This window comes from Aeromonas sp. HMWF017 (assembly GCF_003061465.1).
Lineage (GTDB): Bacteria > Pseudomonadota > Gammaproteobacteria > Enterobacterales > Aeromonadaceae > Aeromonas > Aeromonas veronii.
The window spans coordinates 528-23,662 of record NZ_QAJD01000162.1; the positions used below are offsets into that span (position 1 = coordinate 528).

21 protein-coding genes and 1 pseudogene are annotated in these 23,135 nt (G+C 57.9%); 7 read left to right on the plus strand and 15 right to left on the minus strand.

Going from position 1 to position 23,135, the window contains the following annotated elements:
• Both DBR30_RS22520 and aac(6') read left to right on the plus strand, forming a co-directional pair.
• Nucleotides 1-308, plus strand: a pseudogene (locus DBR30_RS22520) (3-deoxy-7-phosphoheptulonate synthase); the annotation flags it as partial.
• A 6-nt stretch (nt 309-314) separates the two neighbouring features.
• Entirely contained in the window at nt 315-773 is a 459-nt protein-coding gene (aac(6'), locus tag DBR30_RS17875) for an aminoglycoside 6'-N-acetyltransferase (protein ID WP_108540769.1), read from the plus strand.
• A gap of 22 nt (nt 774-795) precedes the next feature.
• Here the strand turns inward: aac(6') and DBR30_RS17880 are convergent, their stop codons facing one another.
• The 3 genes from DBR30_RS17880 to DBR30_RS17890 all read right to left on the minus strand — a co-directional run bounded on the left by DBR30_RS17880 (nt 796) and on the right by DBR30_RS17890 (nt 3,495).
• A complete protein-coding gene (locus DBR30_RS17880) occupies nt 796-1,593 on the minus strand; it encodes an ATP-binding cassette domain-containing protein (RefSeq protein WP_181363617.1) in 798 nt (265 codons plus the stop codon).
• 65 nt (nt 1,594-1,658) lie between these two features.
• Nucleotides 1,659-2,666 carry a vitamin B12 ABC transporter permease BtuC gene (gene btuC, locus DBR30_RS17885; protein ID WP_108540766.1) on the minus strand — a complete coding sequence of 336 codons (1,008 nt, stop codon included), beginning with the start codon at nt 2,664-2,666 and terminating at the stop codon, nt 1,659-1,661.
• Between the two features lie 97 nt (nt 2,667-2,763).
• On the minus strand, nt 2,764-3,495 hold the full coding sequence (locus tag DBR30_RS17890) for a substrate-binding periplasmic protein (RefSeq protein ID WP_043825634.1): 732 nt from the start codon (nt 3,493-3,495) through the stop codon (nt 2,764-2,766).
• Between the two features lie 112 nt (nt 3,496-3,607).
• Between DBR30_RS17890 and DBR30_RS17895 the strand changes: the two genes are divergently transcribed.
• Together DBR30_RS17895 and tapW are read left to right on the plus strand one after the other, a co-directional pair.
• On the plus strand, nt 3,608-3,964 hold the full coding sequence (locus DBR30_RS17895) for a DMT family protein (RefSeq protein WP_005353120.1): 357 nt from the start codon (nt 3,608-3,610) through the stop codon (nt 3,962-3,964).
• 58 nt (nt 3,965-4,022) lie between these two features.
• Entirely contained in the window at nt 4,023-5,162 is a 1,140-nt protein-coding gene (tapW, locus tag DBR30_RS17900; RefSeq protein ID WP_019446654.1) for a type IVa pilus ATPase TapW, read from the plus strand.
• A 93-nt stretch (nt 5,163-5,255) separates the two neighbouring features.
• Here tapW and DBR30_RS17905 read toward each other — a convergent pair whose 3' ends face one another.
• Entirely contained in the window at nt 5,256-5,705 is a 450-nt protein-coding gene (locus DBR30_RS17905; RefSeq protein ID WP_108541288.1) for a methyltransferase family protein, read from the minus strand.
• A gap of 173 nt (nt 5,706-5,878) precedes the next feature.
• On the opposite strand from DBR30_RS17905, the gene alr reads away from it, so the two are divergent.
• Nucleotides 5,879-7,105, plus strand: coding sequence for an alanine racemase (alr, locus tag DBR30_RS17910; RefSeq protein ID WP_103422279.1), 1,227 nt, complete (start codon nt 5,879-5,881; stop codon nt 7,103-7,105).
• A gap of 64 nt (nt 7,106-7,169) precedes the next feature.
• Here the strand turns inward: alr and DBR30_RS17915 are convergent, their stop codons facing one another.
• The 8 genes from DBR30_RS17915 to DBR30_RS17950 all read right to left on the minus strand — a co-directional run bounded on the left by DBR30_RS17915 (nt 7,170) and on the right by DBR30_RS17950 (nt 15,044).
• Nucleotides 7,170-8,114 (minus strand): TerC family protein, encoded by a 945-nt coding sequence (locus tag DBR30_RS17915; protein WP_108541289.1) that lies wholly within the window; start codon nt 8,112-8,114, stop codon nt 7,170-7,172.
• A 297-nt stretch (nt 8,115-8,411) separates the two neighbouring features.
• Nucleotides 8,412-9,407 (minus strand): murein tripeptide/oligopeptide ABC transporter ATP binding protein OppF, encoded by a 996-nt coding sequence (gene oppF / locus DBR30_RS17920; protein WP_005337666.1) that lies wholly within the window; start codon nt 9,405-9,407, stop codon nt 8,412-8,414.
• Nucleotides 9,408-9,527: an oligopeptide transporter ATP-binding component gene (locus tag DBR30_RS17925; RefSeq protein ID WP_108541290.1), complete on the minus strand. Its 120-nt coding sequence runs from the start codon at nt 9,525-9,527 to the stop codon at nt 9,408-9,410.
• A complete protein-coding gene (locus DBR30_RS17930) occupies nt 9,524-10,510 on the minus strand; it encodes an ABC transporter ATP-binding protein (RefSeq protein ID WP_042056506.1) in 987 nt (328 codons plus the stop codon). Before DBR30_RS17930 ends, DBR30_RS17925 begins: the two co-directional genes overlap by 4 nt.
• Before the next feature lie 54 nt (nt 10,511-10,564).
• Nucleotides 10,565-11,476, minus strand: coding sequence for an oligopeptide ABC transporter permease OppC (oppC, locus tag DBR30_RS17935; RefSeq protein WP_005337670.1), 912 nt, complete (start codon nt 11,474-11,476; stop codon nt 10,565-10,567).
• A gap of 14 nt (nt 11,477-11,490) precedes the next feature.
• On the minus strand, nt 11,491-12,411 hold the full coding sequence (gene oppB / locus DBR30_RS17940; protein ID WP_005337672.1) for an oligopeptide ABC transporter permease OppB: 921 nt from the start codon (nt 12,409-12,411) through the stop codon (nt 11,491-11,493).
• A gap of 98 nt (nt 12,412-12,509) precedes the next feature.
• Nucleotides 12,510-14,129 (minus strand): ABC transporter substrate-binding protein, encoded by a 1,620-nt coding sequence (locus DBR30_RS17945; RefSeq protein ID WP_108541291.1) that lies wholly within the window; start codon nt 14,127-14,129, stop codon nt 12,510-12,512.
• A 279-nt stretch (nt 14,130-14,408) separates the two neighbouring features.
• Nucleotides 14,409-15,044: a YchE family NAAT transporter gene (locus DBR30_RS17950; protein WP_005337678.1), complete on the minus strand. Its 636-nt coding sequence runs from the start codon at nt 15,042-15,044 to the stop codon at nt 14,409-14,411.
• 839 nt (nt 15,045-15,883) lie between these two features.
• Between DBR30_RS17950 and adhE the strand changes: the two genes are divergently transcribed.
• Nucleotides 15,884-18,550 (plus strand): bifunctional acetaldehyde-CoA/alcohol dehydrogenase, encoded by a 2,667-nt coding sequence (gene adhE / locus DBR30_RS17955; protein WP_108541292.1) that lies wholly within the window; start codon nt 15,884-15,886, stop codon nt 18,548-18,550.
• 519 nt (nt 18,551-19,069) lie between these two features.
• Here adhE and DBR30_RS17960 read toward each other — a convergent pair.
• The 3 genes from DBR30_RS17960 to DBR30_RS17970 all read right to left on the minus strand — a co-directional run bounded on the left by DBR30_RS17960 (nt 19,070) and on the right by DBR30_RS17970 (nt 21,962).
• Nucleotides 19,070-19,810, minus strand: a complete 741-nt coding sequence (locus DBR30_RS17960; protein WP_005337681.1) for a YebC/PmpR family DNA-binding transcriptional regulator — start codon at nt 19,808-19,810, stop codon at nt 19,070-19,072.
• 101 nt (nt 19,811-19,911) lie between these two features.
• Nucleotides 19,912-21,678: an aspartate--tRNA ligase gene (aspS, locus tag DBR30_RS17965; protein ID WP_108541293.1), complete on the minus strand. Its 1,767-nt coding sequence runs from the start codon at nt 21,676-21,678 to the stop codon at nt 19,912-19,914.
• A 32-nt stretch (nt 21,679-21,710) separates the two neighbouring features.
• Nucleotides 21,711-21,962 (minus strand): FmdB family zinc ribbon protein, encoded by a 252-nt coding sequence (locus DBR30_RS17970; RefSeq protein ID WP_005337686.1) that lies wholly within the window; start codon nt 21,960-21,962, stop codon nt 21,711-21,713.
• 162 nt (nt 21,963-22,124) lie between these two features.
• Here DBR30_RS17970 and DBR30_RS17975 point away from each other — a divergent pair, with 162 nt between their 5' ends.
• A complete protein-coding gene (locus tag DBR30_RS17975; protein WP_108541294.1) occupies nt 22,125-22,973 on the plus strand; it encodes a DUF72 domain-containing protein in 849 nt (282 codons plus the stop codon).
• Nucleotides 22,974-23,135: the final 162 nt, after the last annotated feature.

Sequence of the window (23,135 nt, forward strand, 5' to 3'; positions counted from 1 at the left end):
TGGCCGATGTGGGCCTGCCGGAGCGTCTGGTGGTCGATTTCAGCCACGGCAACAGCATGAAGGATCACCGCCGTCAGCTGCTGGTGGCGCAAGATATCTGCGATCAGCTGCGCCGCGGCCGTACCGGCATCGCCGGCATCATGGCAGAAAGCTTCCTGGTGGAAGGGCGTCAGGATGTGGAGAACGGCTGCGCCGCCACCTTCGGCCAGAGCATCACTGATGCCTGCCTATCATGGAGCGACACCGAAACCCTGCTGGCGATGCTGGCAGAGGCTGCACTGGTACGCCTTGCCAAGCGGCAAGCCTGAGCCCCGATGACGAATATCGGCTGGCAGATAGTCCCCCTCGACGAGACGCTGCTGGCGCAGTGGGCAACCCTGCGCCAGCAGCTGTGGCCGCACCACGCACTTTCGGCCCACCTTCAGGAAGGGGTTGAGATGTTGGCCAATGCACATCTCAACGCCTTTCTGGCGCTGGATGAACAGAGTCAGGCGGTAGGCTTTGCCGATGCAGCCCTGCGCCACGATTACGTGAATGGCTGCAACAGCAGCCCTGTGATGTATCTGGAAGGGGTCTATGTGCAACCGGCCTCGCGCCAGCGTGGGGTGGCCCAAGCCTTGATCGCTCAGGTGGCGCAGTGGGACCGCGAGCTGGGTTGCCGGGAACTGGCCTCCGATGCCGCCATCGACAATCTTGCCTCGCAGCAGATGCACCAACAACTCGGCTTTGCCGAAACAGAGCGAGTCGTATTCTTCAAAAAGGCCCTCGACTGACGCCAAGGGCCTTTCTTGTTTCTCACAAACTGGGCATAAACCACACGCGCCCTGCCGCTTCGATGCGGTCGGTGCGGATCTGGAACACCTGCGCCAGCAGCGCCTCATCCACCAGCTCGACACCCCCTTCGCGCACCACCGCGCCCCCTTGCAAGCAGAGAATGCGGTCGGCCCAGTCAATGGCCAGATTGATATCGTGGATGGCGAGCACCACCAGCAAGCCCTGCCCGGCCAAGGTTTTCAGCAACCGCAACAGCGCCAGCTGGTGATGCAGGTCGAGCCCCGCCAGCGGCTCGTCCAGCAGCAGCACCTTGCCGGTCGGATTGAGGCTCGGCCACACCTGCAGCAGGGTGCGGGCAATGAGCACTCGCTGCTGTTCACCGCCCGACAACCGGCTGAAGTCACGAGCCAGCAAGGCTTCCAGCTCCAGTGCCTCGCACAATGCATTTATCGCCTCGTTCTGTCTGGCAGGTGCAACCATCTCATCGAGCCCCAGGCTCAACACCTGAAACACCGGAATATGAAACAGCTGGGGCTGACGTTGGGGCAGCATGGCGCGCCGTTTGGCAAGCTCGGGCCAACTCATGTCAGTAAGCACTTCCCCCCCCAGCAGCACTGTGCCATCGGCGGGTAAAATCCCCGCCAGCGCCCCGAGCAGGGTCGACTTGCCACTGCCATTGGGGCCGAGCAGCGCCACCAGCTGGCCACCATGCCAGCGGATATCTAGGGGAGAGAGCCGTCCGGCAATAGCGAGCTCGCGTGCCTCCAGCAGCGGCGCAGCAGCACGAGAAGAAACCGGCATGGGATCAGCGGGTGACATCGGCATCTTGCCTCAACAACGGGTAAATAAGGAGACTACGCGCCCCGACCAAATCATACAGCTATTCATGCAGCACCATCGGCAGTTTGCCTCAATAGCAGGTAGATAAAGAGCGGCGCCCCCACCGAGGCGGTGATGACGCCGATAGGCAACTCCCCCGCGCTCAGGGTGGATCGAGCAACCAGATCGGCCGCCAGCAGCAGGGCCCCGCCGCCAAGCGCCGAGGCAGGCAGCAGAAAGCGCTGATCGCTGCCACCGCAGAGCCGCAGCAGATGGGGCACCACCAACCCGACAAAACCGATGACACCACACAACGACACCGCCACACCGGTCAGCAGACAGACCGCCAGCACCAGCCGCACCCGCATCTTGTCGACATCCATCCCCATCAGGCGGGCCTGGGTCTCCCCCAACAACAACTGTTGCAGCGCCTTGCCCTGCCAACAGAGCCAGCCCAGGGTGAGCGGCAGCACCAGCCACCACCAGCCGAACTGCTGGCTGCCATAAGAGAGGCTCCCCATCATCCAGAAGATGAATTCACGCAAGGAGCCGTCGTCGGCAAAGTACATCAACCAGGTCATGGCGGCATTGGTAAGAATGCCGATGGCGACGCCAAACAACAGCAAGCGAGCATGACCGAGACGCGCCCGGCGAGCCAGCCGAATGAGCAACATGGTCACCAGCAAAGCGCCACCGAAGGCCGCCAGCGACAGCCCCCAGCCGGGCAGATAGAAGCCAAGGGATTTGGCCACCGCCATCGCCACCATGGCGGCAAGGCCTGCCCCGCTTGAAACGCCAAGCAACCCGGGCTCCGCCACCGGATTGTGCAGCATCACCTGCAACACGGCGCCGCCACAAGCAAGCGCGGCGCCAGCCAAGAGGGCCAGCAAGGCACGCGGCAGGCGCAGCTCCAGCAGGATGCGCTGTTCGAGATCGCCAAGGGGCTGCCAGGGCAGCAGCACAAACTCGCCCCAGACGAGGGAGAAGAGAAACAGCAGCAAGGTCAGCAGCGTCAGGCCACAGAGCCAGCGCCGCTGCCAGCGCTGCTGGCGGGCGATAAGGGAGAGGTACAAGGATGATCCCCGAATAACAAGGCTTCCCCCCGGCCCTGTCGCAGCGCCGGGGGAGAAGCAGTAAAAGGGCATGATAACAGTGGCTTGCCACCCAAGGTCAAGGCTGGTAACGCTTTGCCATCACCCTTATCTCGCCGCTGGCCACCAGATTTTGCAGCGCCACCAGCAAGGGCTGGCGCAGCGACTGGTGAGGTGAGTGCTTGCTCATCCCCAGATAGAGGGTCACCGGCGTGGCGGGGCGGTAATCCGCCTTGCCTATCCGGCTGGCATTTCCCTGACTCAGGGCATAGTCCACCTGACAGTCGGTGCCAATCATCAGCGGCAGGTGACCGCGCTGCACCATGCGCAGCAGCTGATCTTCGGTGGGTACTCCGTGCTTGTCGAGGCGGCTGTCACTGTTGAAGGGCTCAAAGTAGGCCGAGTTGAGCACATAGCCCACCTTCACCCCCTGCAGATCGCGGTATTGGTGGATCCGGGCCACATTGACCGGCTGACCATAAAACGCGGGCCAGCACTGGTAGTAGGCAGGCTGCAGATAGTCGATAAACTGCGCCCGCTCGGCGGTATAGGCGAGGCCAATCATCAGATCGACCTGACCGGTCTGCATCTGCTTGAGCGCCCTGCCCCACGGCATCCGCCGTACCTGCAACTCAATGCCGCTCGCCTGTTGCAACCGGCGCAGGATGTCCATGTCGAGCCCCTGCAACCGGCCATCCGCTTGCAGGATGCGAAATGGCGGCCACAGATCGGTGGCCACCGTCAGCGTCGGGGTCGCACGCACCGGCATGGCAAATAACAGTAACAACACAATCCCGCATAACTTGCCCATCCCGTCGCATACCTCGCACGGCTTATCCTGTTGGTTAAAAATACCCTCCCGCACCACGTATGAAAACCCGTGGTTCAGGGATAAAATGCGCCGGATTTTCAAGGAGAACCCTATGAACCCGATTTTCGCCAGTATCGGTCTGCTGCTCTGCAGCAACGTCTTTATGACCTTCGCCTGGTACGCTCACCTCAAGAGCATGAACCATAAACCCTGGATCATTGCCGCCCTGGTGAGCTGGGGTATCGCCCTGTTCGAATACCTGCTGCAAGTGCCCGCCAACCGCATCGGCCATACGGTGATGAGCGTGGGCCAACTTAAAATCCTGCAAGAAGTGATCACACTCACCGTATTCGTCCCCTTCTCTATCTTCTATCTCAAGGAAGATCTGAAATGGGACTATCTCTGGGCAGGGCTCTGCATTCTCGGTGCGGTCTTTTTTGTCTTTCGCGAGAAACTGACCGGCGCCTGAGGCTGTACACTCAATATCATCCCGCTCATGGCATCTCATTGATCGACGAGGCAAAAAAATGGAATTGCGAGACATGTTACAGATCCTGGCCAAGCAGGATGGCTCAGACCTCTATCTGTCGACCGGTGCGCCCCCCTGCGCCAAATTTAACGGCGGCCTGCGCCCCCTCAACGAAACGCCACTGGAGCCGGGTGAAGTGGCGCGGATCGCCGCCGAGATCATGGATGGCGAGCAGAAACTGCAATTTGACAAGGAGCTGGAGATGAACCTTGCCATCTCCCTGCCCCAGATCGGCCGCTTTCGGGTCAACATCTTCAAGCAGCGCAACGAAGTCTCTCTGGTGGCCCGCAACATCAAGACCGAAATCCCCCGCTTTGAAGATCTCAAACTCCCGCCTGTGCTGCTCGACACCATCATGGAGAAACGCGGTCTGGTACTGTTTGTCGGCGGCACCGGCTCGGGTAAATCTACCTCGCTGGCGGCGCTTATCGACCACCGCAACCGCAACAGCGGCGGCCACATCATCACCATCGAGGATCCGGTGGAGTTCGTTCATCGTCACCGCAAGAGCATCATCAACCAGCGGGAGGTCGGCGTGGATACCCGCAGCTTCCACGCCGCCCTGAAAAACACCCTGCGTCAGGCGCCGGACGTCATTCTTATCGGCGAGATCCGCGATCGCGAGACCATGGAACATGCGCTGGCCTTCTCCGAAACCGGCCACCTTGCCATCTCCACCCTGCACGCCAACAACGCCAACCAGGCGCTGGATCGCATCATCAACTTCTTCCCCGAGGAGCGCCGCCCCCAGCTGCTTAACGATCTGGGCAACAACCTCAAGGCTTTTGTCTCCCAACGGCTGGTGAAAACCACCGATGGCGGCCGCCGGGCCGCAGTGGAGATCATGCTCGGCACCCACACCATCCGCGACATGATCAAGCGCGGCGAATTTGGCGGCCTCAAAGAGGTGATGGAGAAGTCCAAAGCCCTCGGCATGGTTACCTTCGACAGTGCCCTGTTCGATCTGGTAGTGGAAGGGGTAATTGAGGAAGAAGAGGCGGTGAAAAACGCCGACTCGGCCAACAACCTGCGCCTCAAGATCAAGCTGTGGAAGGAGAAGGGGCAGATTGCCAGCAGCAGCGATGCCACCGGCTGGAGCCTCGAACCCACCAAGGACGAGAAGGGCGATTTTTTCTAACTAGCCCCTCGAGAACCCCGGGCCAGCCCGGGGTTCTCTTTATCCAGCACGGCTGACCCGACTTATCCTTCAGCTCACGCAGCTCACAGCCAGTCAGCACCAACGGCGAACGCGCTGGCAATACGCCACATACTCGTCGCCGAAACGGGCGCGCAGCAACCGCTCCTCCGGCATGATCTGAAAGCGGGTCAGCCAGGCCACCAGCACGATTGGCCCAACCCAGACCCAACTTCCACCGAGATAACAGCCCCAGGCGACCAGCCAGCAGAGCAAGCCCAGATACATGGGATTGCGACTGACACGATAGACGCCGCAGGTCACCAGACGACTGGTGTGCTGCGGTTTGGTGGGGCTGACCGTGGTCTGATGGTGACGAAACCGTTGCAGGGCCCCAAAGCCCATGATGGCCCCCGCCACGACCAGCATAGCCATCAGCGTCATTGCCCAGATGCCGGGCTGACTCTCCCCTCTTAGCCACCACATGGCCCCGGCACAGAGCAGAAAGATCAGCGGTGGTGGCAAACGTAACTCAAGATTGACCATTTTCTTCCCCTGACGAGTGTCGGCCGAACCCGTGTTGCGGTAGACTCCCAACCAGTCAGCGCCTGTTGAGAGTGACAAAGATCATAATAATAACAACAAGTTGTGGTTAAACCACCACCAATGTGGCCGACCCCGTCCAAACTATCCAACGCGAATAACAAAAAGGAATCACCATGCACAAGAAAACTCTGCTGGCTACCCTGATCTTCGGCCTGCTCGCGGGCCAAGCCGTTGCGGCTCCCTATCTGCCCCTTGCGACGGATCATCGCAACGGCCAGGAGCAAACCGCCAGCAACGCCTGGTTGGAAGTGGATCTGGGCGCCTTTGAACACAATATCCAGACCCTCAAGGATCGCCTCGGCGACAAGGGCCCGCAGATCTGCGCCATCATGAAGGCCGACGCTTATGGTCATGGCATCGACCTGCTGGTCCCCTCCGTGGTCAAGGCAAATATCCCCTGCATCGGCATCGCCAGCAACGAAGAGGCGCGCGTCGCCCGCGAGAAGGGCTTTACCGGCCGCCTGATGCGGGTGCGTGCTGCCACCCCGGATGAAGTAGAGCAGGCCCTGCCCTACAAGATGGAAGAGCTGATCGGCAGTCTGGTCAGTGCCCAGGGTATCGCCGATATCGCCCAGCGCCACCACACCACCATTCCGGTGCATATCGCGCTCAACTCCGCCGGCATGAGCCGCAACGGCATCGACCTGCGTCTGGCCGATGCCAAACAGGATGCGCTGGCCATGCTCAAGCTCAAGGGGATCACCCCGGTCGGCATCATGACTCACTTCCCGGTTGAGGAGAAAGAGGACGTCAAGATGGGGCTGGCCCAGTTCAAACTGGACTCCCAGTGGCTGCTGGAAGCGGGCAAGCTGGATCGCAGCAAGATCACCATCCACGCCGCCAACTCCTTCGCCACCCTGGCTGTGCCGGACGCCTACTTCGACATGGTGCGCCCGGGCGGCCTGCTCTACGGCGACTCCATCCCCTCCCACACCGAATACAAGCGGGTGATGGCATTCAAGACCCAGGTCGCCTCGGTCAACCACTATGCCGCGGGCAACACCGTCGGTTATGACCGCACCTTTACCCTCAAGCGTGACTCCTGGCTCGCCAACCTGCCGCTGGGCTACTCCGATGGCTATCGCCGCGCCCTCAGCAACAAAGCCTATGTGCTGATCCAGGGTCAGAAGGTGCCGGTGGTCGGCAAGACTTCCATGAACACCATCATGGTGGATGTGACTGATCTGAAAGGGGTGAAACCCGGCGACGAGGTGGTGCTGTTTGGCCGTCAGGGTGACGCCGAAGTGAAACAGGCGGATCTGGAGGAGTACAACGGCGCCCTGCTGGCGGACATGTACACCATCTGGGGCTACACCAACCCCAAGAAGATCAAACGCTGATAACACGATATGAAAAAGGGCTCCCGCGGGAGCCCTTGTTGTTTGGTATTAAATGATGTTGCGTTTAAGCGGCCTTTTTTCGGGTCACAAACAGACTCAGCCCCATGGATGCCAGCAGGATCAGCGCAACTACGCCCAGTGCGATACCGGTCGGGATCTTGAAGATATCCAGCAGCAGCATCTTGACCCCGATAAACATCAGGATCAGCGCCAGACCGTATTTGAGCAGGGCGAAGCGATCAGCCACACCGGCCAGCAGGAAGTACATGGCACGCAGACCCATGATGGCGAAGATGTTGGAGGTCAGCACGATGAAGGGATCCGTGGTCACCGCGAAGATGGCCGGGATACTGTCCACCGCGAAGATGAGATCGCTCACCTCCACCAGCACCAGAATGAGCAGCAGCGGGGTGGCATAGCGCACACCGTCACGCCAGACGAAGAAGTTCTCCCCTTCCAGGGTCTCGGTCACCTTGAAGCGGCGGCGCATCCAGCCCAGCAGCGGGTTATTGGCCAGATCTGGCTCCTTGTCGGCCGCCCACAGCATCTTGGCACCGGTCAGCAACAAGAAGGCGCCGAACAGATAGAGGATCCAGTGGAACTGCTCGATCAGCCAGCTGCCCGCGAACACCATACCGGCACGCATCACGATGGCACCCAGTACCCCGTACAGCAGCACTCGGCGCTGCAGCTCGGCCGGAATGGCAAAGTAGCTAAACAGCATCAGCCAGACGAAGACGTTGTCGACCGCCAGCGCTTTCTCGATAAGGTAGCCGGTGAGGAACTCCAGCCCCTTCTGGTTGGCAATTTCACGGCCTGCGCTGTGATCCAGCCAGAACCAGATAGCCAGGTTGAAGAGCAGGGCCACGCTGACCCAGATGAGGGACCAGACACCCGCCTCTTTGAGGGACACCTTGTGTGACTTGCCGCCACCGACAAAGCGTATGTCTATCCATAACAGGACCAGCACTATGCTGAAGAAACCGGTCCACATCCACCATTCACCCATGTTCACCTCTCCCAAAAACGAAAAAACCCACATCCGAGAGGCGTGGGTTTGCATTTGAGCAGATACACCTTGCCTCTCGGCAAGGTCTCACTTACAGCTGATTTTCATCGACTGCCCAGCTGCCGGGTACACCTCAATGGATGTACCGTAATGACGACAAACCGGCGAGAAGTTACTCCCCTTGTTGCGCGGATATTAACAGCGGTAAAAGATAACGCCAAGGGACATCTTCATCTGTGGCCAAAATTAAGCGGGGTGCCACCTGAGCACCCCGCAAATCGGTTCAATAAATCGCCATCAGAGCGGATCAACCTTGAGGCAGGAGACCGCGTGATCGAAGTTCCCCTCCAGCACAGGGCGGGTCTTGGCACACTCGGGGCCAGCCACCGGACAACGGGTGCGGAACACGCAACCGGACGGCGGGTTCATCGGTGAGGGCAAGTCCCCCTCCAGGATCTGGATCACCTTGTTGCGCTCCAGCTCAGGGTCCGGGATCGGCACCGCTGACATCAGCGCCTTGGTGTAGGGGTGCAACGGGTTGGCGAAGATCTCCTTGCGAGTCCCCAGCTCAACGGCGTTGCCCAGATACATCACCAGCACCCGATCGGAGATATGTTTGACCACCGACAGATCGTGGGCGATGAAGATAAGCGACAGCCCCATCTCCTTTTGCAGGGATTTGAGCAGGTTGACCACCTGCGCCTGAATGGATACGTCAAGCGCCGACACCGGCTCGTCGCAGATGATCATCTTGGGCTCGAGGATCAGCGCCCGGGCAATCCCGATCCGCTGGCACTGGCCGCCGGAGAACTCGTGCGGATAGCGGTTGACCAGGTTGGGCAACAACCCCACCTTGCTCATCATGGCGCGCACCTTCTCTTTCACCTCTTCCCGCGGCAGGTTGGGGTAGAAGGTGATGAGCGGCTCGGCGATGATGTCGCCAATGGTCATACGCGGGTTCAGAGAAGCCAGCGGGTCCTGGAAGATCATCTGGATCTCTTTACGCTTCTCGCGCAGGGCATTCTGATCGAGCTTGGTGAGATCGTCACCCAGCCACACCACCTTGCCATCGGTGGCCGGTACCAGACCGATGATGGCGCGGGCAAAGGTGGACTTGCCGCAGCCGGATTCCCCCACAACACCAAGAGTTTCACCCTCATAGAGACGCAAGGTCACGCCATCGACCGCCTTGAGATCAGACGGCTTGGCCCAGGGCCACGCCTTGCCACTCTTGATACTGAAGTGAACCTTGAGATCAGACACTTCCAACAGCAATTTTTTGTCGGCACCCATTTAGTTGGCCCCCTTGTTCATGGCATCCGAAACCCAGTGCCAGTGGCAAAACCGCTCCCGACCGTCGTTGAACGGCTTCAGAGGCATTGATGATTGCTGGCCGCAGTTAACAGCATTCATACGCTTACCTCCTTGGCGTTGATGGCATCGGATATCCAGTGACAAGCACGCTCCCGACCGTCGTTGAACGGGGTCAGGATCGGTGACTGCTGGCCGCAAATCTCGCTGACCCGGTGGCAACGCTCCTGGAAGGGGCAGCCGGTCGGCAGACGCAGCAGGTTGGGCGGATTGCCCGGGATGGTGGGCAGCACTTCCCCTTCGGTATCTAGGCGGGGAATGGCGCGCAGCAAGCCTTCGGTGTAGGGGTGGCTCGGGCGATAAAAGATATCGTCTACCTTGCCGTACTCCATGGTACGACCGGCATACATCACCAGCACCTTGTTGCAGATACCGGCGACCACGCCAAGGTCGTGGGTGATCATGATGATGGCGGTGTTGAACTCGCGCTTGAGCTCGTTCATCAGAGTCATGATCTGGGCCTGTACGGTCACGTCGAGTGCGGTAGTCGGTTCGTCAGCGATCAGCAGTTGCGGCCGGCAGAGCAGTGCCATGGCGATCATCACCCGCTGACGCATGCCGCCGGAGAACTCGTGGGGATACATGCCCATCCGCTTGCGTGCTTCGGGAATTTTGACCGCATCGAGCATCCGTACCGACTCTTCGAATGCTTCCGCCTTGCTGACGCCCTTATGCAACATCAGCACTTCCATCAGCTGATCCTGCACCTTCATGTAGGGGTTGAGCGAGGTCATGGGGTCCTGGAAGATCATGGCGATCTTCTCGGAGCGGATCTTGTTGAGCTTGGACTCCGGCAGGTTGAGGATCTCCTCACCCTGAAACTTGGCGGAACCGGTAATTATGCCGTTTTTGGCCAGCAGCCCCATGATGGCAAAGGCCGTCTGGGATTTGCCGGAGCCGGACTCGCCGACGATCCCCAGGGTTTCACCCGCAGAGAGAGAAAAGTTGAGGTCGTTGACCGCCACCACATTGCCGTCCGGGGTCTTGAACTCGACCCGCAGATCTTTCACATCCAGTAACTTCATATAAAAACTCCTTATCGATCTTTCGTGATGCTTTCCTGTCGATCCGATGCTCGATTAACGATCTTTCGGATCGAGGGCGTCACGCAGACCATCCCCGAGGAAGTTGAAGCAAAACAGGGTCACCACCATAAAGCAGGCGGGGAACAACAGTTGCCAGATGGCCACTTCCATCGACTTGGAGCCTTCATCCAGCAGGGCACCCCAGCTGGTCATCGGTTCCTGAACCCCAAGGCCCAGGAAACTCAGGAAGGATTCAAACATGATCATCCCCGGCACCAGCAAGGTGGCGTAGACGGCCACGATACCGAGTACGTTCGGAACGATGTGACGGGTGATGATCTTCCACTTGGAGACGCCGCAGACGTGGGCCGCCTCGATAAACTCCTTGCTCTTGAGGCTGAGAGTCTGGCCGCGCACGATACGCGCCATGTCGAGCCAGCTCACCGCCCCGATGGCGATAAAGATGAGTGCCAGATTGCGGCCAAAGAAGGTGACCAGCATGATGACGAAGAACATAAAGGGGAAGGCGTTGAGGATCTCCAGTACCCGCATCATCAGGCTATCGACCCGCCCGCCGATAAAGCCGGAAGCCGCGCCATACAGGGTGCCGATGATGACCGCTACCATGGCGCCCATGATGCCGACCATCAGGGAAATACGGCCACCCAGCAGGGTGCGCACGAACAGATCGCGCCCCAGACTGTCGGTACCAAAGTAGTGACCCGCTTCCATATCCGGCGGCGACTGCATGGCGCCCCAGTCCGGATCGTCAAAGGTGTATTGGGACAAATGGGGGCCAAAGATGACCGCCAGACCGATGATGGTCAGAATGATCAGGCTGGTCAGGGCCGCCTTGTTGCGCAGGAAACGGCGACGGGCATCCTTCCACAGGGAGCGCCCCTCTACCACCTCTACTTTTTGCGCAAACGCCTCGACGGCATCGCGTTTTTCAGTTGAAACAACCATGATGAACTCCCGAATTAGTAACGGATCTTGGGATCGATAAAGGCGTAGAGAATATCGACCACAGCGTTAAAGGTGATGGTGAGGGCGCCGACCAGAATGGTCAGACCGAGCACCATGGAGTAATCACGGTTAAGGGCACCGTTGACGAATAGCTGACCGATCCCCGGCAGGCCGAAGATGGTCTCGATCACCACGGAGCCTGTGATGATGCCGACAAAGGCCGGGCCCAGATAGGAGACCACCGGCAGCATGGCCGGACGCAGCGCGTGTTTCAGGATGATGTGGCGCAGCGGCAAACCCTTGGCACGGGCGGTACGGATGAAGTTGGAGTTCATGGTCTCGATCATGCTGCCCCGCATGATCCGCGAGATGGCAGAGATGTAGTACATCATCATGCCGAACACCGGCAGCACCATAAACTGGATGCCACCACCCTGCCATCCACCGGCAGGGAACCAACCCAGATGAATACTGAAAAACAGCACTAGCAAGGGCGCCAGCACAAAGCCCGGGATCACCACCCCGGCCATGGCCGACGACATCAGTAGATAGTCGATGATGGTGTTCTGTTTCAGTGCCGCTATGGTGCCGAAGGTGACCCCCAGCAGCACGGCGAAGAAGAAGGCCGTGGTCCCGATCTTGGCGGAAACAGGCAGTGCCTGACTCACCAGATCATTGACGGTGAAATCCTTGTATTTGAAAGAGGGGCCCAAATCACCCTGCACCAGGTTGCCCAGGTAGGTGAGATATTGCATGCCAATGGGTTTGTCGAGCCCGTATTTGGCCTCGATATTGGCGATGACTTCGGGGGGCAGTGAACGCTCGCTGGTAAAGGGGTTACCGGGGGCGAAACGCATCATGAAGAAAGAGACGGTGATCAAGACCAGCAGAGTCGGGATCGCTTCCAATAGCCGTTTAAAAATGAATTTCAACATAGACATTTCCTGTCCTGTACTGCTTCCAAAGGGTCGCGATTGTAATAAAGGCCCGCCGTCTGGCGGGCCCTGCTTGTTATGCGACTTGTTGCTTTAAATCAGTGAGCAATGATGTACATATCTTTGCTGTAGAGGTTATCCAGCGGGTTGGCCGGGTAGCCACCCACATAGGATTTCACCATGCGCGGAGTAACGTATTGATAGATAGGGGCGATCGGCATGTCCTTGGCAAGGATGGCCTCAGCCTGGGCATATATCTTGTTGCGGGCCACATCGTCAACCTGATCGCGAGACTCATCCATCAGCTTGTCATACTCCGGATTGGAGTACTTGCCGTCGTTGGTGCCGTGGGTGGTCTGCATCAGATCCAGCATGGAGGAGGCTTCGTTGTAGTCAGCGTTCCAGCCGGCACGAGCTACTTCAAACTGCCCCTGTTTCTTGGTTTCCAGGTAAGTTTTCCACTCCTGGTTGACCAGGCTCACCTGCACACCCAGCTTCTTCCACATGGAGGCCACGGCCACGGCCACTTTCTTGTGGTTGTCGTCGGTGTTGTAGAGCAGTTCGAGCTTGAGCGGCTTGCTGGCATCGAAACCGGCTTCTTTCAACATGGCTTTCGCTTTGGTATCACGCTCGGCCTGGGTCATCTTCGACCAATCGGCGACCACTGGCTTGAAACCATCCACATAGTCTGGGGTCAGACCGTAAGCCGGAGTCTGGCCCTGACCCATTACCTTGTCGGCGATCACATCACGATCGATGGCGTAGGAGAGCGCAGTACGGACACGCACATCGTCAAACGGTTTGTGCTTGAAGTTGAATTGGTAATAGTAAGTGGACACCAAGCCGGTCACCTTCAGCTCATTCGGGTAATCCTTCTTGAGCTGCTTGAAACGTTCGATAGGAGTGGTGTAAGTCAGATCCACCTCACCCGCCAGATAGCGGCTCAGATCGGCGTTGGTAGACTGGATGGGCAAATAGACCACTGTATTGATCACTGTCTTGCCGTCGTCCCAGTAATTCTTGTTGCGCTCAAGCTCTATCCGCTCGTTGACCACCCATTTCTTCAGCACATAGGCACCATTGGATACCATGTTCTCCGGCTGGGTCCACTTGTCACCAAACTGCTCGACTACCTTTTTCGGTACCGGATAGGTGGTGGTGTGGGAGAGCATGCTGACGAAGTAAGGGATCGCTTTCTCAAGCTGCACTTCGAAGGTGTAGTCGTCGGTCGCCTTCACACCCAGCGTATCAGCGGGTTTCTTGCCAGCGATAATATCGGTGGCGTTGGCGATAGTCGGCATCTCCAGATACCAGGAGTAAGGAGAGGCTGTCTTCGGATCAACGGCACGCTGGAAAGCAAAAACGAAATCGTGGGCAGTGACCGGGTCACCGTTGGACCACTTGGCATCTTTGCGCAGATGGAAGACGTAGTGCTTGTTATCCTTGGTTTCCCAAGATTCTGCTACGCCAGGCAGTACTTCACCCTTGGGACCAGAAAGTACCAGACCCTCGAACAGGTCGCGCAGGATATTGGATTCGACCGTTCCTTCGGTCTTGTGCGGGTCAAGGGTCGCAGGCTCGGAGCCGTTGCCTTTTACCAGTTGCTGGACTTCAGCCAGCTTGGTTCCCGCCGGGACATCGGCAGCCTGAGCCACATTGACGCCACCAAACAGTGCAGCCATCAGCAATGTGTTAATCATTGTTTTTTTATGAGTCATTTCCCTACTCCAACAAGAACATTCCATGCGTTTTTTAAAGTGACGGGGTTAAAACCCGCTCCCAGCATAATTCCCTGCCAATTCCGATAATGCAACAGATATTGTCAGGGTAATCGTCATTTTCTGGTCAAAAAATCAGCTAGCATGCGCTTTTTCAGTATTAAAACACCAGCAAAGCGCTCATTTTTCACACAAACGACCGATTCTAGAAAAGACCGGGCAAAAAGCAACCAATAAAAAGCCGGTCACGAGGACCGGCTTTCATAAAGCGGAGCTGGCTCACATCAGGCTGGGGAAAACCCCCTTGATACCGGCCACCATGATCTCGATACCCAGCGACATCATGATAAGACCCATGATACGGGTCACCACGTTGATGCCGGTGTTGCCCATGATCTTGAACAGCAGCGGCGCGGCGCGGAAGATGAGCCAGGAGCAGAAGGAGAAGACCACGACAACCACTGACATGCCGAGCAGCTGCTGCCAGTGGCTCTGGCTGGCATAGACAATCACCGAGGAGATGGCACCGGGGCCTGCCATCAGCGGCAGCGCCAACGGCACCACGGCGATAGACTCGCGCACCGCCAGTTCACCCTTCTCCTGTTTGTTGTGCTTCACTTCGCCCAGCTTGCCCTGCAACATCGACCAGGCAATCAGGGTAATCAGCGACCCACCGGCGATCCGGAACGACGCCAGCGAGATGCCAAACCCATCGAGGATCAACTGCCCCATATACATGGAGACCAGCAGGATTACCATCACCGCGATATTGGCGGTGGTATTGGTTTTCATCCGCTCGGCCTGGGTATGGTGGCTGGTCAGGCTGACAAACACCGGCAACAAACCAAGCGGGTTGATAATTGCGAACAAACCGACAAAAAACTTCAGATACAACGAGACGTCAATTGCTGCCATAGGCGCCTTCCAATAGAGTTTCGGGCCCAGCGGGCCAGTCCATTAATTTCGTGCGTAAATTTACATCATAGCCAGAGCGGGCACCAATCAAATAATCTCACCATTTTGAGGGTTTTTTAGTTAGTTCATCTAATGCATCCGCGCTAACTGGCATAAACCGATACCAAAAGCCCTTTCTACCGCCCGACACGCGCCAGAAAAGTGAGCGCAAGCCTGCTTAATCATGTCCAGAGAGTCAGACGGTGGCTGACCGAATGATCAAGCGTCTCGAGAGGATCCAGGCTTTGCCTTCCCACTATTTCAAGCCAGACATCACTTCATTGACTCGGCAAGAGAGCCACAACGCAAAAACCGCGAAGCGGGCAGAAATAGCGCCCTCGGGGAATAAAGCGGATTAGTCATGGATTAAAACAACAATCATTTTTGCAACAAACGCTGGAATAAAGTGCGTTTGTCGATGGTTTTGAAACCAATTCACTCATATTTGCTAACCTATACCGCCAAAATAGCTCTGTAATACTATGGCTGAGTGCAATTAACCACTTGATAAATGTGGTTTATCACCCTGCGTTAACAAGTATCTCGCCTTTCCCTTTGATGCACATTCCGATAACATCAGTCAAACAAGGATTGTGAAATAAAATTTCTTTTGTTCTTTTGTTACACATGATCCAGATCAAGTTTTTCTGAGTCAGCCCCGCTCTATAATCGACTCAGAAAGCGATTTAGTAAGGCATGTGAAAAAGCTGTTGCAACGATACCGTCTTGACAGGGCGACTATAATTGCCGGGCATTGCCAACGTCTTACTAAACAGTTTTCAAATAATCAGGAGATAAACATGGCAGTAACCAATTTGGCTGAACTGGATGCACTGGTCGCCCGCGTTAAGGAAGCCCAGCGTGAATTCGCCAGCTTCTCTCAAGAGCAGGTAGACAAGATCTTCCGTGCCGCCGCCCTGGCCGCCAACAACGCCCGTATCCCCCTGGCCCAGATGGCCGTGGAAGAATCCGGTATGGGTATCATCGAAGACAAGGTTATCAAGAACCACTTCGCCTCTGAATACATCTACAACAAGTACAAAGAAGAGAAGACCTGCGGCATTCTGAGTGAAGACACTCAGATGGGCACCATCACCATCGCCGAGCCGGTAGGTATCATCTGTGGTATCGTTCCGACCACCAACCCGACTTCTACTGCGATCTTCAAATCCATGATCGCGCTCAAGACCCGCAACGCCATCATCTTCTCCCCGCACCCCCGTGCCAAGAACTCCACCAATACCGCAGCCAAGCTGGTACTGGATGCAGCTGTTGCCGCCGGTGCGCCGAAAGACATCATCGGCTGGATCGACCAACCGTCTGTTGAGCTCTCCAACGCCCTGATGAAGCACGAAGACATCAACCTGATCCTGGCCACCGGTGGCCCTGGCATGGTGAAAGCAGCCTACTCCTCCGGTAAGCCTGCTATCGGTGTGGGTGCCGGTAACGTACCTATCGTTATCGACGAAACTGCCGACGTGAAGCGTGCCGTTGCCTCCATCCTGATGTCCAAGACTTTCGATAACGGCGTGGTCTGTGCTTCCGAGCAGGCGGTCATCGTTGTTGATGCCATCTACGACCAGGTTAAAGAGCGTTTTGCATCCCACAAGGGCCACGTGCTCTCCAAAGAAGATGCTGACAAGGTACGTAAAGTCATCCTGATCAACGGTGCCCTGAACGCCAACATCGTTGGCCAGCCGGCCACCAAGATTGCCGAGATGGCAGGCGTGACTGTACCGGCTGATACCAAGATCCTGATCGGTGAAGGCGTCAAGCTGTGTGCAGAAGACGAGTTTGCTCACGAGAAATTGTCCCCGCTGCTCGGTATGTTCCGTGCAAGCAGCTTCGAGAACGCCGTTGATATGGCCTGTGACATGGTCAACATCGGTGGTATCGGCCACACCTCAGGTCTGTACACCGACCAGGACCGCAACGCTGATCGCATCAAGTACTTCGGCGACAAGATGAAGACCGCGCGTATCCTGATCAACACTCCGTCTACCCAAGGCGGTATCGGTGACCTGTACAACTTCGCAATGGCACCGTCCCTGACCCTGGGTTGCGGCTCCTGGAGCGGTAACTCCATCTCCGAAAACGTGGGTCCGAAGCACCTGATCAACAAGAAGACAGTCGCAAAACGGGCAGAAAACATGCTGTGGCACAAACTTCCGAAATCCATCTACTTCCGTCGTGGTTCCCTGCCGATCGCTCTGAGCGACCTGGAAGGTAAAAAGCGTGCCATGGTCGTGACCGACCGCTTCCTGTTCAACAACGGCTACGCCGATGAACTGGTCAGCCTGCTGAAAGCACAGAATATGGAAGTGGAAGTGTTCTACGAAGTAGAAGCTGACCCGACCCTGGCTGTGGTTCGCAAGGGTGCCGAGATGGCCAACTCCTTCAAACCGGACGTTATCCTGGCGCTGGGCGGTGGTTCACCGATGGATGCGGCCAAGATCATGTGGGTGATGTACGAACACCCGAACACTGCGTTCGAAGATCTGGCCATGCGCTTCATGGATATCCGCAAGCGTATCTACAAGTTCCCGAAAATGGGCGTGAAGGCTGAACTGGTCTGTATCACCACCACTTCCGGTACCGGCTCTGAAGTCACTCCGTTTGCAGTAGTAACCGATGAAGTGTCTGGTCAGAAGTATCCGCTGGCTGACTACGAGCTGACCCCGAACATGGCCATCGTTGATGCCAACCTGGTCATGGGCATGCCGAAGTCCCTGTGTGCCTTCGGTGGTATCGATGCCGTGACTCACGCCATGGAAGCCTATGTTTCCGTACTGGCTAACGAGTACTCCGACGGCCAGGCGCTGCAAGCCCTGAAAATGCTGAAAGAGTACCTGCCGTCCAGCTACCAGAACGGTGCCAACGACCCGATCGCTCGTGAGAAGGTACACAATGCTGCCACCATCGCCGGTATCGCGTTCGCCAACGCCTTCCTGGGTGTGTGCCACTCCATGGCTCACAAACTGGGTGCCGAGTTCCACATTCCGCACGGTCTGGCTAACGCCCTGCTGATCAGCAACGTCATCCGCTACAACGCGAACGACAACCCGACCAAGCAGACTGCGTTCTCCCAGTACGACCGTCCGCAGGCTCGTCGTCGTTACGCCGAAGTCGCTGACCACCTGGGTCTGACTGCTGCCGGTGACCGCACCGCAGCCAAGATCGAGAAGCTGCTGACCTGGCTGGACGAGCTGAAGGCTACCTTGGGTATTCCGGCCTCTATCCGCGAAGCTGGCGTGACTGAAGCTGACTTCCTGGCCAAGGTTGACCAGCTGGCTATCGAAGCCTTCGATGACCAGTGCACCGGCGCCAACCCGCGCTACCCGCTGATCAGCGAGCTGAAGCAGGTTCTGCTGGACTCCTACTACGGTCGTCCGTTCACCGAAGCCGATCCGGTAACTGCTGCCCCGGTTGAAGCCAAGGTTGAAGGCAAGAAGAAATCCAAGGCCTGATAACCAGTCCTGAGATAACAAGCCCGCGCACTGCGCGGGCTTTTTTTATCTGCCACTTATCACAGAGCTCCTCTCTCCAGCCGATTGCGGTAGTGCAGCCCCTAACTTCCCAACCAACCAACTCGCCCCAGCCAATCCGCTATCAACATCCCAACCTGTGACTCTGTATTGATGGCCCCCTCTGATAACAAGAGCACGCCCCATCACCTCCTCTCCCCTACCCGCAACGAATTACCCTGACGGGCAGATGTGAACAGTCAACGTCATCTACAGAGCTAAAGGTGTGATAAACAGGATAAGCGGAGCCTCGCTAACGCAACGCAGCAGAACTGCCGACTGGCGTACGTGCAGGGCAGCAGGGACAGAGCAATGATAATTCGCAGAGAAAGCGGAGAAGACTGTCAGTGAAGAGAGTTGTTGCACCGGTTGATCAACCGACACATCAATCAGCAGTTGCCACGATGCAAAGATAAAAAATGGCAGCCATCTGGCTGCCATCGGGAGAGCACGATTCAGCGATCAGAGGGTCGCAGCGACTTCATCGGAGATGGAGCCGTTATGATACACCTCTTGTACGTCGTCCAGATCTTCCAGCATATCGATCAGACGCATCAGCTTGGGCGCAGTCTCGGCATCCAGCTCAGCTTCGGTGGAGGGGATCATGGTCACTTCGGCGCTCTGGGCCTTGAAGCCGGCGGCTTCAAGACCATCCAGCACGGTACCGAAGTCGTTCGGGGTGGTGTACACCTCGATGGTGCCATCCTCTTCGGTGACCACGTCATCGGCGCCCGCTTCCAGCGCGGCATCCATCAGGGCATCTTCGTCTACGCCCACGAAAGTCAGCAGACCTTTCTTGCTGAACAGATAGGCAACGGAGCCGTCGGTCCCCAGGTTGCCACCGCACTTGCTGAAGGCGTGACGCACTTCGGCTACGGTACGGTTACGGTTGTCGGTCAGGCACTCTACCATCACGGCAGAGCCAGCCGGGCCGTAACCTTCGTATACGATGGTCTCGAGCTGTTCGCCATCGCCACCACCAGCGCCACGTTGAATGGCACGGTTGATGGTGTCGCGGGTCATGTTGTTGGTCAGGGCGGCAGTCACCGCAGCACGCAGACGCGGGTTGTTGGCCGGATCGGCATCACCCAGACGCGCGGAGGTAGTGATTTCGCGGATCAGCTTGGTGAAGATCTTGCCACGCTTGGCGTCCTGAGCGGCCTTGCGGTGTTTGATGTTGGCCCATTTACTGTGACCTGCCATAGAGACTCTCCGTTATTTTTTAAATGTCAGTAACACTGATCATGACTAACCCAAGGGAAACACAGAGGCCGCACGGCGGCGGCCTCCGGTGCCGGATCGGCTTACTCGTCGCCCTTAACGGTGGTTGCAATCGCCAGCTCACCCAGTTGGGCGGCGTTGGCAAGGCTGGGGGCGTCTGTCATCAGACAGGCGGCCGCGGTCGTTTTCGGGAAGGCGATGACGTCCCGAATGTTTTCGGTGCCTGTCAGCAGCATGCTGAGACGGTCCAGGCCGAAGGCCAGACCGGCGTGCGGCGGGGTGCCGTACTTCAGTGCATCCAGCAGGAAGCCGAATTTCAGGCGCTGCTCGGCCGGGGTGATACCCAGGATATCGAACACGGTGGATTGCATCTCGCTGTTGTGGATACGCACAGAGCCGCCACCCACTTCGTAGCCGTTGATCACCATGTCGTAGGCGTTGGCGTAAGCACCCACAGGGTTGGCTTTCAGCTCGGCCGGGCTCATGTTGCTCGGCGCGGTGAACGGGTGGTGCATGGCGGCCAGACCACCTTCACCATCTTCCTCGAACATCGGGAAGTCGATGACCCACAGCGGTTTCCAGCAGTTCTCCAGCAGGCCCAGATCGCGACCCACTTTCAGACGCAGGGCGCCCATGGCATCGCAGACCACTTTCTTGCTGTCAGCGCCAAAGAAGATGATGTCGCCGTCGGCAGCGCCGGTACGAGCCAGGATCTCACGCACGATGGCGTCAGAGAGGAACTTGGCAACCGGAGACTGCACGCCTTCGATACCATTGGCCGCTTCGTTGACCTTCATCCAGGCCAGGCCCTTGGCACCGTAGATGCCGACAAACTTGGTGTATTCGTCGATCTGCTTGCGAGAGAGCTCGGCACCGCCCGGGACTTTCAGGGCAGCCACACGGCCTTTCGGATCGTTGGCGGGGCCCGCGAACACGGCGAACTCGACAGCAGTCAAGAGGTCTGCCACATCAACCAGCTCCATTGGCAGACGCAGGTCCGGCTTGTCGGAGCCGTAGCGACGCATGGCTTCGTCGAAGGTCATGATCGGGAAGTCGCCCAGATCCACGTTCAGGATGTGCAGCCACAGTTTGCGGATCATCTCTTCCATCACTTCACGCACCTGCGGCGCGGTCATGAAGGAGGTCTCCACGTCGATCTGGGTGAATTCCGGCTGGCGGTCGGCACGCAGGTCTTCGTCGCGGAAGCACTTGACGATCTGGTAGTAGCGATCGAAGCCGGACATCATCAGCAACTGCTTGAACAGCTGGGGAGATTGCGGCAGGGCGTAAAACTTGCCCTTGTGCACGCGGCTCGGCACCAGATAATCACGGGCACCTTCCGGGGTGGCCTTGGTCAGCATCGGGGTCTCGATATCGAGGAAGCCGTGCTCGTCCATGAAGCGGCGTACGAAGGCGCTGGCCTTGGCACGGGTCTTCAGGTACTTGGCCATCTCGGGACGACGCAGATCCAGGTAGCGATACTTGAGGCTGATCTCTTCGCTGTTGACCTGATTGAAGTCCAGCGGCAGCGGCTCGGCACGGTTGATGATGTTGAGCTCGTGAGCGAACACTTCGATGGCGCCAGTGGCCATGTCGCTGTTGCGCTGGGACTCGGGACGGGTGCGCACCACGCCGGTCACCTGGATGCAGAACTCGCCGCGCAGCTCGGAGGCCAGCGCGAACGCGTCCGGCTTGTCCGGATCGAAGAACACCTGAACGATCCCTTCCCGGTCGCGCATATCGATAAAGATCAGACCGCCGAGATCACGACGACGATGAACCCAACCGCACAATGTAATGGTCTGCCCTGCATGGGCCTCATTGACCTGTCCGCAATAGATAGAGCGCATGGACTTCTTCCTTCGAAATTGTAGAGAGACGGTTAACCTTGGGCCGCCGGGCACGACTGGCAAGCACCGTCTGTCTCACAGCTGGCCAGATTCTTTTTCTTACCCGGTTTGAAATCAGTCTCGTACCATCCGGTTCCCTTGAGCCGGAAGCCTGCCGCCGATATCAGCTTGACCAGATTCGGCTTGCTACAGGCCGGACAGTCGGTCAGGGGGGCATCGGAAAGCTTTTGCAGTTTTGCCAATTCATGGCCACAGACGTCGCAACGATATTCGTAGATAGGCATGGGTCACAAGAAATTGAAAAACAAAAGGGCTGGCATTATAGAGGAAAACCCCCTTTTGGGTAAAATGGCCAGCAGCCTCCTTTCGCCAGTTTTTTGCACTCGATGGCAAAAAGCGGGCAAAAAATCGGCACGAATGCACCAAGAGCGAAGAGAATAGCCATCATGAGCCTCTATTTGGGCCTGCCACAGTGGTCCCACCCCAGCTGGCCCGGCCAGTTGCTGGGCCTTGGCGCCAAGCCTGCCGAACACCTCGCCCACTATGCCACCGTATTCAACTCGGTGGAGGGTAACACCACCTTCTACGCCCTGCCGACACCGGACACGGTACAGCGCTGGGCCGATGCGGTGCCCGATCACTTTCGTTTCAACTTCAAATTTCCGCAAACCATCAGCCACCAGAGCGATCTGGTGAGCGCAGACAAACAAGTCGCCGACTTTATTCGCCTGCTTGCCCCGCTGCACGACAAGCTGGGGCTGCTCACCCTGCAGTTGCCCGCCCGTTTCGGGCCACAGGGGCTGGCCAGACTGGCGGCCTTCATCGATCGGCTGCCGCGGGCGTTTCGCTACGCCCTCGAGGTGCGCCACCCCGACTTCTTCGCCAAGGGGGAGGCCGAGCGGGCATTGAACCGATTGCTGATGGAACAGGGTGTGAACCGGGTGATGCTCGACAGCCGGCCACTCTTCTCGGTGCCAGCAACCACGCCAGCCCTTGTCGATGCCCAGGGCAAGAAACCGCGCCTGCCGGTGCATCTGCTGGCCACCGCCAACGCCCCCATGGTGCGCTTTATCGGCCTGCCGGACCCGGCGGCCAATCACCCCTTCCTGCCCAGCTGGCTCCCCCACTGGCGCCAGTGGCTCGCGGAGGGGAAAGATCTCTACCTCTATATACATACTGCCGACAACGCCCAGGCACCTGAGCTGGCCCGTCAGATCACCCGCTTGCTGGAGCAGGAGATGGCTCCCTGGCCGGGGGAAAACGATCGCGCACGGCAGGGAGTGCTGCGCTTTTAGCCAACCCATTCTGCGGCCATCGTTTCGTTGTAAAAAAAGTGCTTTTTTGTGGCGTGGCAAGCCCTGGCGTCAAGACAAACGGCCATCAATCCTCTACACTACCGCCCCAAGTAAGGGTCCGGAACATGGCCCGTACGAACAGGACAGGTCCAAAGGATTTCA

Coding starts and splice junctions, on each gene's coding strand:
- DBR30_RS17895 (WP_005353120.1), top strand. CDS start 3,608: ATGAACCCGATTTTCGCCAGTATCGGTCTGCTGCTCTGCAGCAACGTC.
- DBR30_RS17930 (WP_042056506.1), bottom strand. CDS start 10,510: ATGAAGTTACTGGATGTGAAAGATCTGCGGGTCGAGTTCAAGACCCCG.
- alr (WP_103422279.1), top strand. CDS start 5,879: ATGCACAAGAAAACTCTGCTGGCTACCCTGATCTTCGGCCTGCTCGCG.
- aspS (WP_108541293.1), bottom strand. CDS start 21,678: ATGCGCTCTATCTATTGCGGACAGGTCAATGAGGCCCATGCAGGGCAG.
- oppF (WP_005337666.1), bottom strand. CDS start 9,407: ATGGGTGCCGACAAAAAATTGCTGTTGGAAGTGTCTGATCTCAAGGTT.
- DBR30_RS17880 (WP_181363617.1), bottom strand. CDS start 1,593: ATGTCACCCGCTGATCCCATGCCGGTTTCTTCTCGTGCTGCTGCGCCG.
- oppB (WP_005337672.1), bottom strand. CDS start 12,411: ATGTTGAAATTCATTTTTAAACGGCTATTGGAAGCGATCCCGACTCTG.
- DBR30_RS17915 (WP_108541289.1), bottom strand. CDS start 8,114: ATGGGTGAATGGTGGATGTGGACCGGTTTCTTCAGCATAGTGCTGGTC.
- DBR30_RS17945 (WP_108541291.1), bottom strand. CDS start 14,129: ATGACTCATAAAAAAACAATGATTAACACATTGCTGATGGCTGCACTG.
- DBR30_RS17970 (WP_005337686.1), bottom strand. CDS start 21,962: ATGCCTATCTACGAATATCGTTGCGACGTCTGTGGCCATGAATTGGCA.
- DBR30_RS17890 (WP_043825634.1), bottom strand. CDS start 3,495: ATGGGCAAGTTATGCGGGATTGTGTTGTTACTGTTATTTGCCATGCCG.
- adhE (WP_108541292.1), top strand. CDS start 15,884: ATGGCAGTAACCAATTTGGCTGAACTGGATGCACTGGTCGCCCGCGTT.
- DBR30_RS17905 (WP_108541288.1), bottom strand. CDS start 5,705: ATGGTCAATCTTGAGTTACGTTTGCCACCACCGCTGATCTTTCTGCTC.
- DBR30_RS17975 (WP_108541294.1), top strand. CDS start 22,125: ATGAGCCTCTATTTGGGCCTGCCACAGTGGTCCCACCCCAGCTGGCCC.
- DBR30_RS17950 (WP_005337678.1), bottom strand. CDS start 15,044: ATGGCAGCAATTGACGTCTCGTTGTATCTGAAGTTTTTTGTCGGTTTG.
- tapW (WP_019446654.1), top strand. CDS start 4,023: ATGGAATTGCGAGACATGTTACAGATCCTGGCCAAGCAGGATGGCTCA.
- DBR30_RS17925 (WP_108541290.1), bottom strand. CDS start 9,527: ATGAATGCTGTTAACTGCGGCCAGCAATCATCAATGCCTCTGAAGCCG.
- DBR30_RS17960 (WP_005337681.1), bottom strand. CDS start 19,810: ATGGCAGGTCACAGTAAATGGGCCAACATCAAACACCGCAAGGCCGCT.
- oppC (WP_005337670.1), bottom strand. CDS start 11,476: ATGGTTGTTTCAACTGAAAAACGCGATGCCGTCGAGGCGTTTGCGCAA.